Genomic DNA, 14914 nt, shown 5'->3' with positions numbered 1-14914 from the left:
AGCAATCGGGCGGGCTGGCTGGCACTGAATCACTCAGGCATTCAGCGCCTGCGGGGCCTCAGGGGGCGGGCCCCCTGCCCTGCTGGCGGGCAACAATCTCTTCCTCGACATCCGGCAGCCGGTCCTTGCCGAAGAAGAGCGCATCGCCGACCAGAAAGCTGGGCGACCCGAAGGCACCGGCATCGCATGCGCGCTGGGTGTTGGCCATCAGTTGCGCCTTGACGGCCGGGTCTTGCGAGGCGGCCAGCAGGGCCGCCACGTCCAGGTGAGCGGCGCCGAGCACCTGTGCGATCTCGGCGTCGTCGGCCATGTTGCGCCCGTGCTCCCACATCGCCGCATACACCGCCTCCACGTAGGCGGGCAGCACGCCCAGCTGCTGCGCCGCGCACGCGCCGCGCATGATCTTCAGGGTGTTCACCGGGAAGTGCGGGTTGTGCCGATACGCCTGCAGCCCATGCCGCGCCCTGAACCGCTCCATCTCCAGCCGGTCGTAGGCCAGCTTGTGGGGAATGTGGGCGAACGCCTCTGCGGGGGAGCGGTTGTTGGTGAGCTTGAAAAGCCCGCCCAGCAGCACGGGGACGTACACGAACCGCGTGCCGGTGCGCTGCTCGATGGCGGGCAGCACCTTGTGGCACAGGTAGGCATTGGGGCTGCCAAAATCGAACAGGAACTCGGGTTGGACAGCCACCATCACCACTTCTCCCCAAACGGACGCAGGTCCATCTCATGGGTCCAGGCATCGCGCGGCTGCAGGTGCAGGTCCCAGTAGGTCTGGGCGATGGACTCGGGCCGCATGAGCTGGTCGGGCTCGAAGGTATCGGTGCCATCGCGCTCCTTGCGCCGGGCGCGCACCCACTCGGTGTCCACGCCGGCATCGATCACGAGGTGGGCCACGTGGATGTTGGCCGGCCCCAGTTCACGCGCAGCGCTTTGCGCCACCGCGCGCAGCCCGAACTTCGCGGCAGCGAACGCGGTATACCCCGGCCCGCCGCGCAAGCCGGCGGTGGCACCGGTCAGCAAGATGCACCCCTCCTTGCGCGGGAGCATGAGGCGCGCCGCCTCGCGCGTGCTCAGAAAGCCTGCGTAGCAGGCCATCTCCCAGACCTTGCGGAACACCCGCTCGGTGGTGTCGACCAGCGGGTAGTTCACGTTCGCGCCCACGTTGAAGACGCACACGGCCAGCGGCGCAATCTGCTCAGCCTCGGCCAGGAAGGCGGTGACGTCTTCTTCCTTGCGGGCATCCAGAGACCTGCCGATGCACTGGCCTCCCTGGGCCGCAATCTCCTCCACCAGCGGCGCCAGCTTGTCGCCATTGCGCCGGCCGGCCACCACGGTGTAACCGCCGGCGGCAAAGCGGCGCACGATGGCCGCGCCGATGTAGTCGCCCGCGCCGATCACGGCGACCGTCTTGTTCCTCGCGACGACGGGTTGAGGTTCATTGCCCATGGCATGCCTCCTTGGCGGATGGGTGTTGGCGCAGCTTGGTTGCAGCGGTGGTGGCCGGGATCGCGCCGTGCGCAGGGCGCGTGCAGGCCAGGGGATCGGAATCTGTGATGTGCATCGGGTCTCCTTGTCCGTTTATTTTTTGAACTCACAAAAATAGTACGTTTGAAAACTGAACCCGTCAACCGTAGAATGCCCGACATGAAGTGGACAGAACTGGAGGCCGAGCCCTGCTCGGTGGCGCGAACCGTATCCGTGATCGGCGACCGCTGGACGCTGCTCGTCCTGCGCGAGTGCTTTCTCGGGGTGAAGCGCTTCGAGGAGTTTCAGGAGCGGCTGGCCATATCGCGGCCCATGCTGGTGGACCGGCTGCACAAGCTGGTCGAGGCCAAGGTCCTGAAAAAAGTGGCCTACCAGCAAACGCCCACGCGCTACGACTACCGCCTCACGCCCAAGGGCCTGGACCTTCACCCGGTACTGATGGCCATCGTCCACTGGGGCGACATCCACATGGCAGGCAAGGCCGGCCGCCCCCTGCTGCATCGGCACTCGGGGTGCGGGCACCTGTTTGATCCGGTGACCGTGTGCTCCGAGTGCAGGGCCGTGCTGTCTGCACGCGAGGTCACGGTAGAGGCCGGGCCCGGCGCGCAGGACACGGGCCACACGCAGCGCTGACAAGAGCAAATGCCTGCTTGGTCATCGGCGCGGGGCTGTGAATGCAACAACATCAACACATGAGGACAGGGCTTTGAACAACATGCGCCGCTTGCTTGCAGCCGGGATGGCCGCCGCCATGGGCTTGAGGGTGGCTTCGGCCCAGAAGTCCGACGCGGGCCCGCCCGGCGGCAAGGCCGCAGCGCCGGCGGTCGAACCGGCGGTACAGCCGCGCCACGTTCTGTGCTTCCTCGGAAAAAGTGCCAACCAGGCGCAGCTCAAGCAGGCCGTGGCGGGAGCAGTGCGTGAGTTCGCGACTGGGTTCAGTGTGGACGAGGCCTATTCCACGCCCGAGCCTGACGAGCGCATGCCGAAGTCTTTTGCGGTGAGCCGTGATCGGGTTGCAGCCAACGCGTGGAGCGCTGCGGACGAAAAGTCCGTCGCCAGCCACCGGTCCGTGCTCTATGTGCTGGGGCCGCGCATGAACCGGCAGAATGCCGTCCAGGTCTCCATGGGCGCACTGCTGCTGCTGGGCCACCTGATCGACGCCGGGGCCGTCGCCGTGAAGGGCGAGAGCGCCGGCATCGCGCACGGGCTCGATCGTTGGAAGGCGCTTGTCCGCCAGGGCGCCGAGGCCATCAAGGCCGATGACCTGCAGGCACAGCGCCGCATTGGCCGGCTGGCATTCGCCAAGCGCCCGCTGTCGGATGCGGGCTATCTGGAGAGTGTCGGCTTTCACCTGGTCGGCTTGCCAGAGGTGTACGTGCCGCAGTCGCTCGGAACGGAGCTGCAGGTGGTGGCCCTGATGGATGCCGTGGCCGACGAGATGGCAGTGCGCGGCGTTGCAGAGGCGATCAAGCAGCGCCGCGCTACCCACACGCTCGCCTCCACGTATGAGGAGGACGATTTCAAGTTCAACCCGTATGGAATCGTCAGGTTGGCCCGATAGCGTCGCGCCGAGTCCTTGCGCAGCTGCGCCGATGTCCGACACAGTCACGTCTAAAAGGTTTCGTAGCATTGGCGGCAGTACCACCCAGTGCAACCATTGGATGCGTTGGAAGCTGGCTGAACACCGATCACGATGCGAAACATTTCCCAATCATTCAGGTTCATCCGAGCCGCCCGAGCGCCCATCAAGTCCCAGGCCAGCGCAGCCACGGATGCGCTCAGCGCAATCACCGTCTGGCGCGCGTTGGACGGTGACAGAAGCATCAGGGTGCTGGTCGATGAACGCGAAGATGTCCTGGTGGCAGAACTCACATTCACCCACGGGCATCTGGAGGCTGCGATGAAGGATCTCTCGGAGCTTTGCGCGGAAAACGGAATTGACCGCGAGTTGATCGCACAGACGAGATAGCAAGCGGCCGGACCGCGTCAGACACGGCGCATACGCGGCGCACGCTGCATCTTGGCCAGCGCCTTCTTTGTTGCCTTGACGGACGCCTCGCGCCTCGCCGCCAACCAGCCCACGCCGAACCAGGCCTTGGGATCCTTGTCTGCCATCTCGCGGTACAGAGCGCTTGCCACGTGTTCGTCGTTAAGCCGACCGAGTGCGGAGAGAGCGGGCTGCAGGCTTTCAAGGAAATCGCCGGCCCCACGTTGGATCGCTGGCGCAGCAAACTCCGTCAGGAACCGCAGCCGTTTGAGGCGCTTGCGCACGCTGTGCTGGTCGTCAATGGACAGGGCTTCGAACCTGCCTGCGTCCTGGTGCACCTTCTTGCGCAGCGTGCGCAGCCGCTGGTGCAGGTACCTGCGCGTGTCCCGTGCTCCCAGGGGCGCGCGTGCCATGCCGGGAGCCCCGCTGTCGGCTGGGTGCGCAGTAAAGCCCATGAGGGCGATCAGCGTGCCCTGAAAGGCCGGCGAGCGCACGATTTCCAGCGGCGACGCCGTGGTGGCCTGCGGCGGCGCATCAACCGGTGGAGCGCCCGCTTCCAAAAGCTCGGCACCGATGGTTTGCACCGCCTGATCCCGGTCGCGCAGCTCCCCCAGGCGGCGGAACACCTCCACCAGCGGCGCCTCCCAGGCAGTGCCGAAGGCGCCCGGGGCCAGCGCGTCCAGCTCCCGCAGCACGGTGCGCAGCCGGCGAATGCCCACGCGCAGCTGGTGCACATGGGTTTCGTCATCCGAGCCCTCGACGATTTCGCTGGCGTTGCCCAGAATCTGCGCCAGGCAATTGGCCACGGCGGCGCGCTGCAGCGCTGGTCCTTTGAGGAATTTGCGCGTGCCGCTTGACGCCACCATGGGCCGGGCCTTGGCTGCAGGGCGTCCCCACCCAGCCGCCAGCAGCCGCTCGCCGCGCTCGGCCTTGGATACCGTGTTCACCACCAGCCCGTATTTGGACGCCCACTGGGTGGCCACTTCGGCCAAGCCGGATACGGGGCCCTCTTTGAGCTCAAGCTCCAGCTCGCACACGCTCGCCTGCTTCTGGTGTTCGGTACCGCCGTGGGCGACGATTTTGCCGGTGTCCAGCGCCAACTCCACCATGCCGCCATCGAACTGCAGGTTGCGTATGGCACGGTCAATCTCGGTGCGGTAGGTTTCTTCCAGTGGGCCTTCAGCGCTGTCCAGCGCCTCAAGCAGCCGCTTGCCCGCCTTTGTGCCCGCATGCAGCTCGGGCTGCACCGAAGGGGATGGTGCGTCGACCTGTACGTTGTGCTCTTCCCGGTCCAGTGGGCCATCGCCCCGGGCCTTCACGGTCTGCACCCACTGATCGCCCTCTTTGCGCAGGCGCAAGGCGATGCCGCGCGACGACAGTGCAGCGTCCTTGGTATCGAAATAGCGCGCCTCCAGCCTCACAGTGGTCGCGTCACCACGTTGGGCAGCAGCTTGCAGCGCAGCCAGTTGGCTTTCGTCAATGTGGAACTTGAATTCGACTTCCATGGGCGTGTTCTTTCTCTTTTCTCGTAGCCAGGCGAGTGCGTGACCAGTCACCCAAAAATCCGCTGCCGTGCTGTCAATCGGCAGACAACGCGACCAGCGGCGAGGCATCGCCAATGCCTTGCCAGTACTCGCGCCGCAGCTTGCCGCTGTCATGCAGGTTCATGACAAGCTCGACGCGGCGGCGCAACGAATGCAGCGTTTGCTCGGCCTGCTGCACCCGGTTGGATACAGGCGTCAAGGTATGCAGCAGCGGCGGATAGTCCCACTGCGCGCTGTGCGCCTGCCATGGCCATGCCGGATGGCTGTGCACGGTCGCACCATCCAGCGCCACGATGATGTCAATGCGCGTGCCCCCTGGCGCCAGGAACTGCTCCCAACTCTTGGCGGCCAGACGCGCAATGGGCATGCCCGCCCGGTGCAAAACTTCCAGCGCGACAGGGCTCACCGTTGTCGCCGTTTTGCCGGGCACGCCACACGAGAAGGCATTGAAGCGGGCTTTACCAACATGGCGAAGGCACGCCTCCGCCAACTGGCTACGAACGGCATTTTCGGCAGATACAAACAAAACATTCGCCACTGGGCTCATGGTCGGGGTCGCGGAATTTGATGATGTTTCATGGCCCAGACTTTGGACGGCCAGCAGGGCGCAACGGAGCTTCAGCTTATTGCATACGGGCTTTTCGACCCCATTGGCAGAGCCCATCTTGCCTGCAGCGATGGCGCGCGAGCGTCAGACGGCACGCAGCATTTATGCCGGCATCCAATGGCGCACCCAGAACAGATCCGCCCATCGACAGCGGTCAACGGCGGCGTTCCGGCCTGCACTTGCGGGAATGCGCCCGCTTCGGCGACTACCCAGCCATCTACTACCGGGACTGGAAATTTGCAGCAAGGCGGTACCCGGCACCACGCACAGTCTCAATCATGGCGCCAGCCTCTCCCAAGGCGTCGCGCAATCGCTTCACGTGGACATCGACGGTGCGCTCTTCAATGGGTGCATCGTCATTCCAGACCGTGTGCAGCACCTGGGAGCGGGTATGGGTTCTCTCCGCGTGCGTCATGAAGTAGTGCAACAACTTGAACTCTGTGGGCCCGAGTCTCACATGCTGGCCTTTGAATGCGACGCGATGGGTTGCTGCGTCGAGTGTGAGCAGTCCGACGGTGACTTTGTCGCTGGCCGGGTCGGAGAAATTGCGCCGCATGACGGCACGAATGCGGGCCAGCAATTCCTGGGTGGAAAACGGCTTGGTGATGTAGTCGTCTGCACCGGCATCCAAGGCGGCCACCTTGTCCGACTCGTCACCCCTGGCCGTGAGCATCACGATGGGGACGCGTCTGGTGCGTTGGTCGGTGCGCCATTTGCGGGCGAGAAGCAAGCCGTTTTCACCGGGCAGCATCCAATCCAGAAGGATCACATCCGGCAGTTCATTGTCCAGCTCCCGTTGGGCCGACTCGCCATCTTCAGCCCAGAACGGAGTAAACCCGTTGTGCCGCAGGTTGATGGAGATCAATTCCGCAATCGCGGGCTCGTCATCGACGATCAGAACGCGGGGTAGAAGTCTCATGGCGCAAGCGTAAATCCAAGCCGACTGTCCGTCGACATGGTGGGGGCAATTCCATTGCTGGAACAGGCAGCCGGCATGGGTGTCGGCTGAGGCGGTTTCAAGCGAGGTAACCCAGGTCCCTGACATCGTGGCGCAGGGCCGTGCGATCCCCGTGGGCCAGCGGCAGGCTGGACAGAATCTCCAGGCGGCGGCGCAGCGACAACAACATCACACTGGCTGCTCGCTGAAGGTCTTCGGTGCCGGTGTTGCCCCCCACAAGGTCAGGGTAGGCCCACAAGGCTGTGTCTGGCTGACCGTTCCACTTGGGCGTCAGGTCCTGAACGCTGGCGTCCAGCGTGATGACGAACTGTGCCTTCATCACGCCCAGGCGCGCAAACTCGTTCCAGTCGTGCTGCTGGTCCTGCCGCAGCCCAATGCCCGCAGCGCCGATGGCATGCAGGGCCAGCCCGTGGGGTTCGCACGCCAACTTGGCCGGGTTGCCGCAGGAGTAGGCCTTGAACCGGCCCTTGCTCACATGCTCCAGGCAGGCACGCGCGAGAACGCTTCGAAACGAATTGCGCTGGGACACGAAAACGACTACGTGGGCATCTGGCATCAAATCTCCGAAAAAATCGCATGGATACAAGGCAAAGGCCGCCTGATTCATCCGTGGCAGTGAGGATCGGCAACGGTTTCAATTCTCTCTACCGAAGCACCCGTCCATCCCTCGCTATGACGGTCTGGGTCACGTACTGGCTGATGCGCATGCCCTTGTTGAACAGCACATTGAACCCACCCAGGTCGCTGTCTTCCTGCCTTCTGAGCGTGGCAAGCAGAGACGACCGGCTCCAGGGCTGGGCCGAGCGCGCAATGGCCGCCTCCGTGAACTTTGCTGCAATGAAGCCGGCCAGCCCCTGCGGTGTGGGCTCTTCGTCGAACAGCCGGCTCAGCGCGTCGCGGTACTCGCGCACCACCGCCGTGCCTGAGGTGACCGGGGGCACTACCTGGGTGGCCACCACCGATATCTGGCTGGGGATTTTGGACATCTGCGCCAGCACCTGCAAGTTGACGTCCGCCAGCGCGATGACATAACACTGGCGGCCGGCCGGCATGGCCATTTGATGGATGAATTCGTGCAGTTCCAGCGTGCCACCCAGAAACAGTACCACCGGCACCTCTGGCCGGTACTTGTAGCCGACCTGGCTGAGCCTGGCTGCAGGCACGTAGTCAACGGCAATGCGTGTGGCGCTCGCGGCTTTCTCCACCTGGCTTCGGGACTGCTGCTCGTACAGCGCGGAGGAGAAGATGGTGACCACACGGGGAACGCCCATGATGGCCAGCGAGCGCACGGCGAATTCGACCTGCTGGTGCTGGCCAGCGAAGATGTCGAACACGCCATCACGGCTGCCTTTGTCTGTCGGGTTGTGCAGCCAGGGCGCGACGATGGGGAGCGCCTTGCCACTTGCTGCTGACGCCTGAAGGGCAGACAACTGCTCGGAGACGGCGCTGCCCACGCTGCCGGAAATGCCAATGCAGCGGGGGTCCGCCACAGCGGCGTTCCATGCGCTCTTTACCGCAGCACTTGACCCATCTGTTTCCACTACCGCATGCTGGACCTTCTTGCCGCGCAGGCCTCCCTTGATGTTGAAGGTCTGCCAAGCGGCCTTGGACCCGGCGATGAAGTCCCGGCTCACGTCCTGCTGCTGGGGCGACATGTCGACCACCTGGGTGACCACCACGGTATCAGGCTCAGCGCCCTTGGCTACTCCTCTCCATCCCGACAATGAAGCGCCCACGCTTGCCACGCCGTACCCCACCCATTTTCTCCGCCCCGAATCGATTTCCACAGGAACTCCCTTGCCATCGGTTGCTGAGCTGGCTGCACCTTCCCCCAGGGAGGCATGGGTTCATTGTGGAAATAATTTGTTGCAAATAGGTGACCTCGGGATTACCCCATTTTTGATTGCTTTTTCATCACTCCGTCGCAATTGAGTCGTGCTTTTGATTGGCCGGCAATGAACATGCGCCAGGTAAGCGCGCCGGCAAGCAGTGCCGTGCCATGCAGCAAATTTCTCTGCGCGACCATGCAGCTCCGCGCCCCACACCTTTGGCAGTGCGCACCCTCCACCTTCATCACCAAGGCTGAGCCCATGGCTTACGTCGTCCACCTCTGGGGGCACGACGCGCCGCGCCACCCACACGCTCGCCTCCACGTATGAGGAGGACGATTTCAAGTTCAACCCGTATGGAATCGTCAGGCTGGCCCGATAACGTCGCAAGTGCGCGTAGATCGTTTGGGTTACGCTGGCACCCGCCCCACCACACGGGGCGCCATGAGGAGCGCAAGCAGGTGAACCGCATCGACCAGGAGACCGCAGAACGCCTGGGCTTCCCCAAGCAACACTACATGGCCATCGAACGCGAACGGCGCTGGCTGTGCAGCGAGGTGCCGCGCGAGCGCATTCACCGCACGGAGGCGATCACCGACCTCTATGTGACCGGCGCGCGGCTGCGGTTGCGGGAGGCCCGCCCGGTCGGCGGTGGCGCCCCCATGCTGCGGCTTACGCGCAAGGGGGACGTGGACATCCACACCCGGCTGATCACGTCCATTTACCTGCCCGAGGAAGAGTTTGCCGTGCTCGCCACCTCCCTGCCGGGGCGCCGTATCAGAAAGCTGCGGCACCGGCTCGCGCCGGTGGACGGCGTGTTCGTGGTCGTCGACGAGTTCCTGGGCGAACTCGCGGGGCTGCTGCTGGCCGAGGCCGAGTTCGACACCCCAGAACAGCTGGCCGCGTTCCCGGGGCCGGACTTCGCCACCTGCGAGGTGACCGACGACCCGCGCTTCACCGGGGGCTACCTCGTGAACAACGGCATCCCTGCGTAGCCGCAGGCACCACACCGACACGCGCCCGTTGCGCCCGCGCCTGTTTCGCATCGCGCACATGGCGCAGCCGCCGTGACCGCCGCAGGGCACCGCAGGGGCGGCCCCGAAAAAAGTCGCCCGAAGATCTTTCCCACCGCGGCCGCCGCACGGGCCTGCCCCACCCATCGCCCGGCCTCGCCCAAATGGGTGTGCGCACCTTCTTTGTGACACCCGGCACCGACGAATCACCGCTGTTCGACAAAAATCGGTGCAGTCCCACCCTTGCGTGCGGACCCCACTGCACCGCCGCACTGCTGCGCGCGCTGTACAGGCGGGCTGTCTTTTTTATCATTTGAGCCGAGAGGGTTTCGACCATGCCAGTGACGACTACCACCACCCCGCCCCAATTGCCCAGCCCTTCGCGCGCCCCGCGCCAGCGGCAACAGCCCCCCCGCAGTGGCCGCGCACCTGCGGCCCGCCTGGCGCTCGCGGCACTGCCGCTGGTGCTATTGGTGGCATGTGGTGGCGGTGATGGCGATGCGGAGCCGGTGACCCCGCCGCCCGTCACGCCGCCCATCACCGGCTACACCGTGGGAGGTACCGTCGCAGGCCTGGGCGAGGGGGGCAACCTGGTACTGCAGGTGCAGGGCGCAGACGACCTGACCGTTGCCTCCAACGGCAGCTTCGTGATGGGGCGCCGCTTCGAGAGGTTCAGCATTGCAGTCGTCACCATTGCCTCGCACCCCGAGGGTCAGCGCTGCAGCGTGGCGCAGCCAAGGCAGGTGGTGAACGAGGCCAACATGACCGACGTGTCCGTGAGCTGCGCGAGCCTGCCCGCCGGCACCCGCAACCTGAGCGGCGTGGTCACGGGCCTGGTGCCGCGCAGCCCGTTGGTGCTGCAGAACAACCAGGGCGACAACCTGACCGTCAAGGCCGATGGGCGCTTTTTCTTCAACACGCCGGTCGCCAGCGGCGCCGCCTACGCGGTGCAGGTGCAGACGCAGCCGGCCGGCCAGACCTGCAGCGTGGCCAACGCCAGCGGCACGGTGGGCGCCAGCAGCGACGTGCGCTCTGTGCAGGTCACCTGCACCGGCCTGCCCCTGGCCGCGCCCGAGGGCGCCTGGGCTTCCGAGTATTGCTCCTCGGGCTTCGACGTCAGCACGCGCGAGTATCTGAACATTGTGCGTGAAGGAGATTTGCGTGCCATCGCTACCCAGGGCTCGGTCACCAGGTGGGGCCTGTTCTGCAGCCCCGGCAGCGAGGCGTTGACCGGCCGGCCGGCGGTAAGCGTCGCGTTCGACCGCCAGGAAACCCGCGGCGCTCTCACCGCCTTCTGGGGCACGCAGACCAGCAGCACGGGCACCAAACGTGTGGTGTGGGCGCGCAAGGGCCCGTACCTGTGCCTGCTGCCGCGCAAGACGTTCAACCAGCCCGACCCCGTCAAGGACTACCCGACCATCGCCAGTGTGGAGCAGGACACGGACGAGTCCATCCAGGCGAAGGTTTGCTATTTGAAGTCGCCCAACTGAGGCGCCTGGGATAAGGCACGGCGGGGGCCAGCCCGGCGTGCGCTGGCCGGCTGCCGGCCGGCGCACTCTGCCCGGCAGGTGCCCGCCGGCGGACGCTGTGGCTGCACCTGCGCTTTCCACAGAGCTGCTTGCGCTTCGCTCCCCACCGGTCCACAGCGATCATGGCCACAGCCTGCTACAGCCGGACGTTCGCACACCTCGTTGGCTCGAAGAAGCCACTTCCTTAAAGCAGGAATTCTTCACGTATTGAAGAGCACTCCAATTGGTACAACACGACAACAACATCGACGTCCTGCGGGCCTGCGCCATCCTTTCGGTCGCCCTGCACCACTTCTCGATTTACTCCGGCATTGCGGTGCCGCTGTTCGGTCGCCACGGCGGTGGTATTGGTGTGCAGCTGTTCTTCCTGATCTCGGGCTACCTCATCATCCAGAGCGCCGAGCGCAACAGCTTGGGCGACTATGCCAAAGCACGGTTCTTTCGCATCTTCCCGGTGTACTGGGTCGCCCTTGGGGGCATCGTGCTCATCGAGATGGCGTTGGTGCCGGAGTTCCGCCAGTTGATGCTCAACGAATACCCTCATTTCCTGTTGAACCTGCTGAACCTGCAGCAGCTGTCCGTAATGAGCAGCCTGTTTTTGGATCGTGTGCATGTAGGTTGGACACTCACGGTAGAGCTTTTTTGGTATGGCATCCTGGGCATCTTGGCTGTGGTGGCACACCGACTGCGCTGGCGGCATTTCTGGCTCGGTGTGCTGGCCCTCTCCACGCTGCTGTCCATCGGCTGGATCAAGGCGGCCGACGCCGGAGCGCTGGATTTCCTGTACCTTGGCCAGGCACGTAGCGTGGGCGTGGAGTTCTCACCTGCGCTGCAGCTCGCGCTGATCAAGTCCAACATCGTGGGGTATCTGTACTTCTTCGTGCTGGGCACGGTGATCTACCGGTACGAGCGGGTGCTCCGGCGCATCCCCAGCGGCATCCTGTGGCCTGCAACGCTGCTGCTTATCGTGCTGTGGTCACCGTGGCAGGGGTTCGTTGGCTTTGCGCCGCAACCACTCGCCGCAGTGGGCTTGGCCGGCGTGTTCATCCTATTTCTCAAACTGCCGCCTGTTCAGGACGCGCTGGTGCGCTACATCGGCAAGATCTCCTACTCGCTGTACCTGGTCCACGCAAAGGTAATGGTTGTGGTCTATGTCAATCTGCAGTGGACCGGTGCAGATGCCCACCTCGCCGTCATTGTTGCCACCCTGCTGCTGAGCATCGGGCTGTATTACACCGTGGAGCAACCCATGATCGAGTTTGGCAAACGCTTTCGGAGCACGGTCACCACTCGCGTGCCCGCCGGCACCTTGGCGTAAGAGCGGCAGGCAAAACTCAGCGAAGCGGTTCTGGCCAGGCGCTGCGTCGCAGGCAGTACGAGCAGTACGACAAGACGCTGCAATGACGCTGCAATGACGCCAGAAGAGTTTTGTGAGCCGATCTGTTCCACAAGCGGCCATATGATCGTCCGGGATGCGACAGTCGATTAACCATGCTCCATGGCGTGCTCCTATCGAAGGTGCGACGGCGCCGTCTCGTGTTGACGGACGTCGCCACGATAGGGTGCCATGAATCTCGAAAGAGCAAAATCGGCCAGGTACTGCCGGTGGCGAACAGCGGCTCCCCCGCCTTTCAGCGGACCGCAGCGCGAGCCCGACGACCGTTGCGACCAGCGGCTGGTCCCGGAAATCCGCGGATGACGCCTCAGAGGCTGGGAATTTTTTGGCCGTCTCCGAGGGGCGCGCCAAGACGCCTCGGATCTAGGAGCGTGCGCGGCAGAAGGAGCATCGGCTGCAACGCCCGACAAACCGGTCTCGCCGGGTATTACCTCCGGCGCCCAGGGGGCCACCCTGGGCTTGTCGGTACTACCCAGCGATCCTCGGTTTTCGGACGTTTCGCTTCGACGCCTTCTGCCGCGCACGCTCCTAGGCGCAAAGCACAGCCATAGCTCGGGCTAAGAGCGGCTAACAAAACTCTTCTGACGTCGTTGCTGCGTCATGTCGTACTACTCGTACTGCCTGCGACGCACCGCCTAGCCAGAACCGCTTCGCTGAGTTTTGTTAGCCGCTCTAAGGCGAGCATTTGCTTTCGACGAGCCGGGGTGTTTTGGCGTGCAAGGCGGGCCTGGACGAAAGATTCTCAGCCTCTCAGTCCTTGAGACTCACGCCCAAGGCATCCAGCTTCTTTGCGTATGCGTCCCGGCGTTTTGCTGCCTTTGCAGCTGCGTCAACGGCTGCTTGGATGGCCTTCGGCCCCTTTTTTGCAGCGGCTTTGATCAATCCGGACTTGTGAGCAGCATCTGCCTGCGCCCGCTTGAAAGTGGCGATGATTTCGAAATCGGCAACAGATTGATTCACAGGTGCCCTTAAAGCTTGACGTCAGTGCGAAGCAACGCTGTTCTCAATTCGCGGGTAGCTGGTTTTGAAATATCGATGCCTTGAACTGCCAGGTCGAACGTGGAGCCAGGTTTGATACTGGTTGGGAGTATTTTTTTTACGGGATTCGTACCGGGGTGCTTGCCACCTGCAGCACACATGCGAACGGAAAACCCGAATTCTTCGAGCACCCCCTTTGCATATAACTCCGCCAAATGCTGAAACGAAACGAATATTGAGCACTTCACTTCTTTATCCCCAAGCTTACGCACGCTACGTACGATCTCGAATTTACCCAGAGAATCCCGTTGAGTATTCGTAAAGGGATGCAAAAAAAGCGTCTCACGAGGTCCTCCATTTTTAGACGCCAGCGTGTGCTCGACGGCGATATCAGTTAACAGCACGTTTTTTTCCTCGTGATTCCATAAGCCACAGTTATAAGAGCCCAATTATCCTCCATCACGCCCCAAAGTCCCGCTCGCGATTTTCAAACTGGGCTTCAGCGGAGCGATGCCCCTTGAGATGCGAAGTGTTCGACATTGGCCGTGTTTGCCTTGCGGGACGGGGCTTTAACCGAACAACTGCAAATGGCCGATCCACATGGCAAGGTGATAGACCGATCTGGGCCCAAAGCCGTCCTTCTCGATCCGGGCATCACACCTTCTTCTTTTCCCAACGCGCCAGCGCCGCCTCAAACGCTTGCAGCACATCCGGTCGATCTTCGGCGGCGGCATCGAACCGGCTGGCCAGCACAGCGGCGTCGGCCTTGCTGCCCAGTTGGCCGATGGCCTTGAAGATCCTTTTCATGAAGACGGCGTCGCCACCGACGATGTGCCGCACCGCTTTTGGCCGACAACGAAAGTCTAGCTGCTCACGCCCATGCCCTCGATCACCCAAGAAGGCGACTGAGCGAAGCGGAAAAGTGCCCATCGTCAGCGAACTGGAGATGTCCACAAGCGCCGATATGGGTGTCCGATTCACCCCGGCCCCGCCGTACCACTGAGTTCGATCCGACTGCCCAGAAGTGACCGAAATACGCAGCGCACAAATTCCACCCGTGGTCAGGTACCGGCACCCCCCTCCATGCGCACCTTCAAAGCCGCCAGGCCCCGGCCTGCCCGTTGCCGCATGACCCGCCTGGCCAGCGGGAGCAGCAGGCAGCGGACGGCAAGGCTGCGGCTTCGGCTGAACATGCGCCAGGTGAGTTCGCAGGACTGCGGCGCCGTGGCATGCAGCGAGATCTCCATGCGCGGCAGCAGCGGCAGCAACCGCCCCTCGGTGGCAAAGAACCCGGGGGCCCGGGCTTCGCGCACCTGCAGAGTGACCTGCCGGCGCCCCCTGAGCGGCACGACCACGGTTTCAAGGTACTCCTTGCCCGGCTGCCCGTGGGCAAGCGCGCCGAGCGATTTGATCGCGATGACGCCCGGGAACCACTCGCCAAACTGCTCCATGTTCGATATGTAGCCAAACACCGCCTGCACAGGCCGATGGATGGAGACCGTCTTTTCGACCAGCAAATGCATGGTGTGCCCTCTTCAAAAAAGCCATGCTAATCTGTAGAGCAAGGTCTACAGTCAAGGGATATTCG

18 protein-coding genes are annotated in these 14914 nt (G+C 63.7%); 6 read left to right on the top strand and 12 right to left on the bottom strand.

Annotated features, from left to right (window positions below):
* Positions 1-58 precede the first annotated feature (58 nt).
* From ACSQ3Y_RS15385 to ACSQ3Y_RS15375, 3 genes are read right to left on the bottom strand one after another with little or no spacing between them, the layout of a single operon-like run.
* Positions 59-691 (bottom strand): 2-hydroxychromene-2-carboxylate isomerase, encoded by a 633-nt coding sequence (locus tag ACSQ3Y_RS15385; protein ID WP_436177930.1) that lies wholly within the window; start codon positions 689-691, stop codon positions 59-61.
* Entirely contained in the window at positions 691-1446 is a 756-nt protein-coding gene (locus ACSQ3Y_RS15380; protein ID WP_436177929.1) for an SDR family NAD(P)-dependent oxidoreductase, read from the bottom strand. Before ACSQ3Y_RS15380 ends, ACSQ3Y_RS15385 begins: the two co-directional genes overlap by 1 nt.
* Positions 1436-1561 (bottom strand): hypothetical protein, encoded by a 126-nt coding sequence (locus tag ACSQ3Y_RS15375; protein ID WP_436177928.1) that lies wholly within the window; start codon positions 1559-1561, stop codon positions 1436-1438. The genes ACSQ3Y_RS15380 and ACSQ3Y_RS15375 overlap by 11 nt, the downstream gene beginning before the upstream one ends.
* A gap of 83 nt (positions 1562-1644) precedes the next feature.
* On the opposite strand from ACSQ3Y_RS15375, the gene ACSQ3Y_RS15370 reads away from it, so the two are divergent.
* From ACSQ3Y_RS15370 to ACSQ3Y_RS15360, 3 genes are all read left to right on the top strand, one after another.
* A complete protein-coding gene (locus ACSQ3Y_RS15370; RefSeq protein ID WP_436177927.1) occupies positions 1645-2118 on the top strand; it encodes a winged helix-turn-helix transcriptional regulator in 474 nt (157 codons plus the stop codon).
* Between the two features lie 82 nt (positions 2119-2200).
* The gene (locus ACSQ3Y_RS15365) at positions 2201-3046 is read left to right on the top strand and encodes a hypothetical protein (RefSeq protein ID WP_436180123.1); all 846 of its coding nucleotides are present in this window, start codon (positions 2201-2203) and stop codon (positions 3044-3046) included.
* A 132-nt stretch (positions 3047-3178) separates the two neighbouring features.
* The gene (locus tag ACSQ3Y_RS15360) at positions 3179-3454 is read left to right on the top strand and encodes a hypothetical protein (protein ID WP_436177926.1); all 276 of its coding nucleotides are present in this window, start codon (positions 3179-3181) and stop codon (positions 3452-3454) included.
* Positions 3455-3471: 17 nt separating this feature from the next.
* On the opposite strand, the gene ACSQ3Y_RS15355 is transcribed toward ACSQ3Y_RS15360, so the two are convergent.
* From ACSQ3Y_RS15355 to ACSQ3Y_RS15335, 5 genes are all read right to left on the bottom strand, one after another.
* Positions 3472-4977, bottom strand: a complete 1506-nt coding sequence (locus ACSQ3Y_RS15355) for a CYTH and CHAD domain-containing protein (protein ID WP_436177925.1) — start codon at positions 4975-4977, stop codon at positions 3472-3474.
* A gap of 73 nt (positions 4978-5050) precedes the next feature.
* Entirely contained in the window at positions 5051-5563 is a 513-nt protein-coding gene (locus tag ACSQ3Y_RS15350) for a low molecular weight phosphatase family protein (protein WP_436177924.1), read from the bottom strand.
* Positions 5564-5843: 280 nt separating this feature from the next.
* On the bottom strand, positions 5844-6542 hold the full coding sequence (gene phoB, locus ACSQ3Y_RS15345) for a phosphate regulon transcriptional regulator PhoB (protein ID WP_436177923.1): 699 nt from the start codon (positions 6540-6542) through the stop codon (positions 5844-5846).
* Positions 6543-6639: 97 nt separating this feature from the next.
* Positions 6640-7137 carry a protein tyrosine phosphatase gene (locus tag ACSQ3Y_RS15340; protein WP_436177922.1) on the bottom strand — a complete coding sequence of 166 codons (498 nt, stop codon included), beginning with the start codon at positions 7135-7137 and terminating at the stop codon, positions 6640-6642.
* Between the two features lie 88 nt (positions 7138-7225).
* Positions 7226-8260 (bottom strand): ABC transporter substrate-binding protein, encoded by a 1035-nt coding sequence (locus tag ACSQ3Y_RS15335; protein WP_436177921.1) that lies wholly within the window; start codon positions 8258-8260, stop codon positions 7226-7228.
* Positions 8261-8871: 611 nt separating this feature from the next.
* Here ACSQ3Y_RS15335 and ACSQ3Y_RS15330 point away from each other — a divergent pair.
* The 3 genes from ACSQ3Y_RS15330 to ACSQ3Y_RS15320 all read left to right on the top strand — a co-directional run bounded on the left by ACSQ3Y_RS15330 (position 8872) and on the right by ACSQ3Y_RS15320 (position 12270).
* Complete coding sequence (locus ACSQ3Y_RS15330) at positions 8872-9405, top strand: hypothetical protein (protein WP_436177920.1); 534 nt, start codon at positions 8872-8874, stop codon at positions 9403-9405.
* Between the two features lie 353 nt (positions 9406-9758).
* Complete coding sequence (locus ACSQ3Y_RS15325) at positions 9759-10913, top strand: hypothetical protein (RefSeq protein ID WP_436177919.1); 1155 nt, start codon at positions 9759-9761, stop codon at positions 10911-10913.
* A gap of 262 nt (positions 10914-11175) precedes the next feature.
* Positions 11176-12270, top strand: a complete 1095-nt coding sequence (locus tag ACSQ3Y_RS15320) for an acyltransferase family protein (RefSeq protein WP_436177918.1) — start codon at positions 11176-11178, stop codon at positions 12268-12270.
* 828 nt (positions 12271-13098) lie between these two features.
* Here the strand turns inward: ACSQ3Y_RS15320 and ACSQ3Y_RS15315 are convergent.
* The 4 genes from ACSQ3Y_RS15315 to ACSQ3Y_RS15300 all read right to left on the bottom strand — a co-directional run bounded on the left by ACSQ3Y_RS15315 (position 13099) and on the right by ACSQ3Y_RS15300 (position 14849).
* A complete protein-coding gene (locus tag ACSQ3Y_RS15315; protein ID WP_436177917.1) occupies positions 13099-13308 on the bottom strand; it encodes a hypothetical protein in 210 nt (69 codons plus the stop codon).
* 8 nt (positions 13309-13316) lie between these two features.
* Entirely contained in the window at positions 13317-13730 is a 414-nt protein-coding gene (locus ACSQ3Y_RS15310; RefSeq protein ID WP_436177916.1) for a hypothetical protein, read from the bottom strand.
* A 250-nt stretch (positions 13731-13980) separates the two neighbouring features.
* Positions 13981-14280, bottom strand: a complete 300-nt coding sequence (locus tag ACSQ3Y_RS15305; protein WP_162261402.1) for a hypothetical protein — start codon at positions 14278-14280, stop codon at positions 13981-13983.
* A 107-nt stretch (positions 14281-14387) separates the two neighbouring features.
* On the bottom strand, positions 14388-14849 hold the full coding sequence (locus tag ACSQ3Y_RS15300; RefSeq protein WP_436177915.1) for an SRPBCC family protein: 462 nt from the start codon (positions 14847-14849) through the stop codon (positions 14388-14390).
* Positions 14850-14914: the final 65 nt, after the last annotated feature.

The organism is Acidovorax sp. LjRoot66 (assembly GCF_964253305.1).
In the GTDB taxonomy this organism is placed as follows: domain Bacteria; phylum Pseudomonadota; class Gammaproteobacteria; order Burkholderiales; family Burkholderiaceae_C; genus Acidovorax.
The sequence above is the reverse complement of the archived record's forward strand: the minus strand, read 5'-3'. Positions and strand labels throughout refer to the sequence as shown.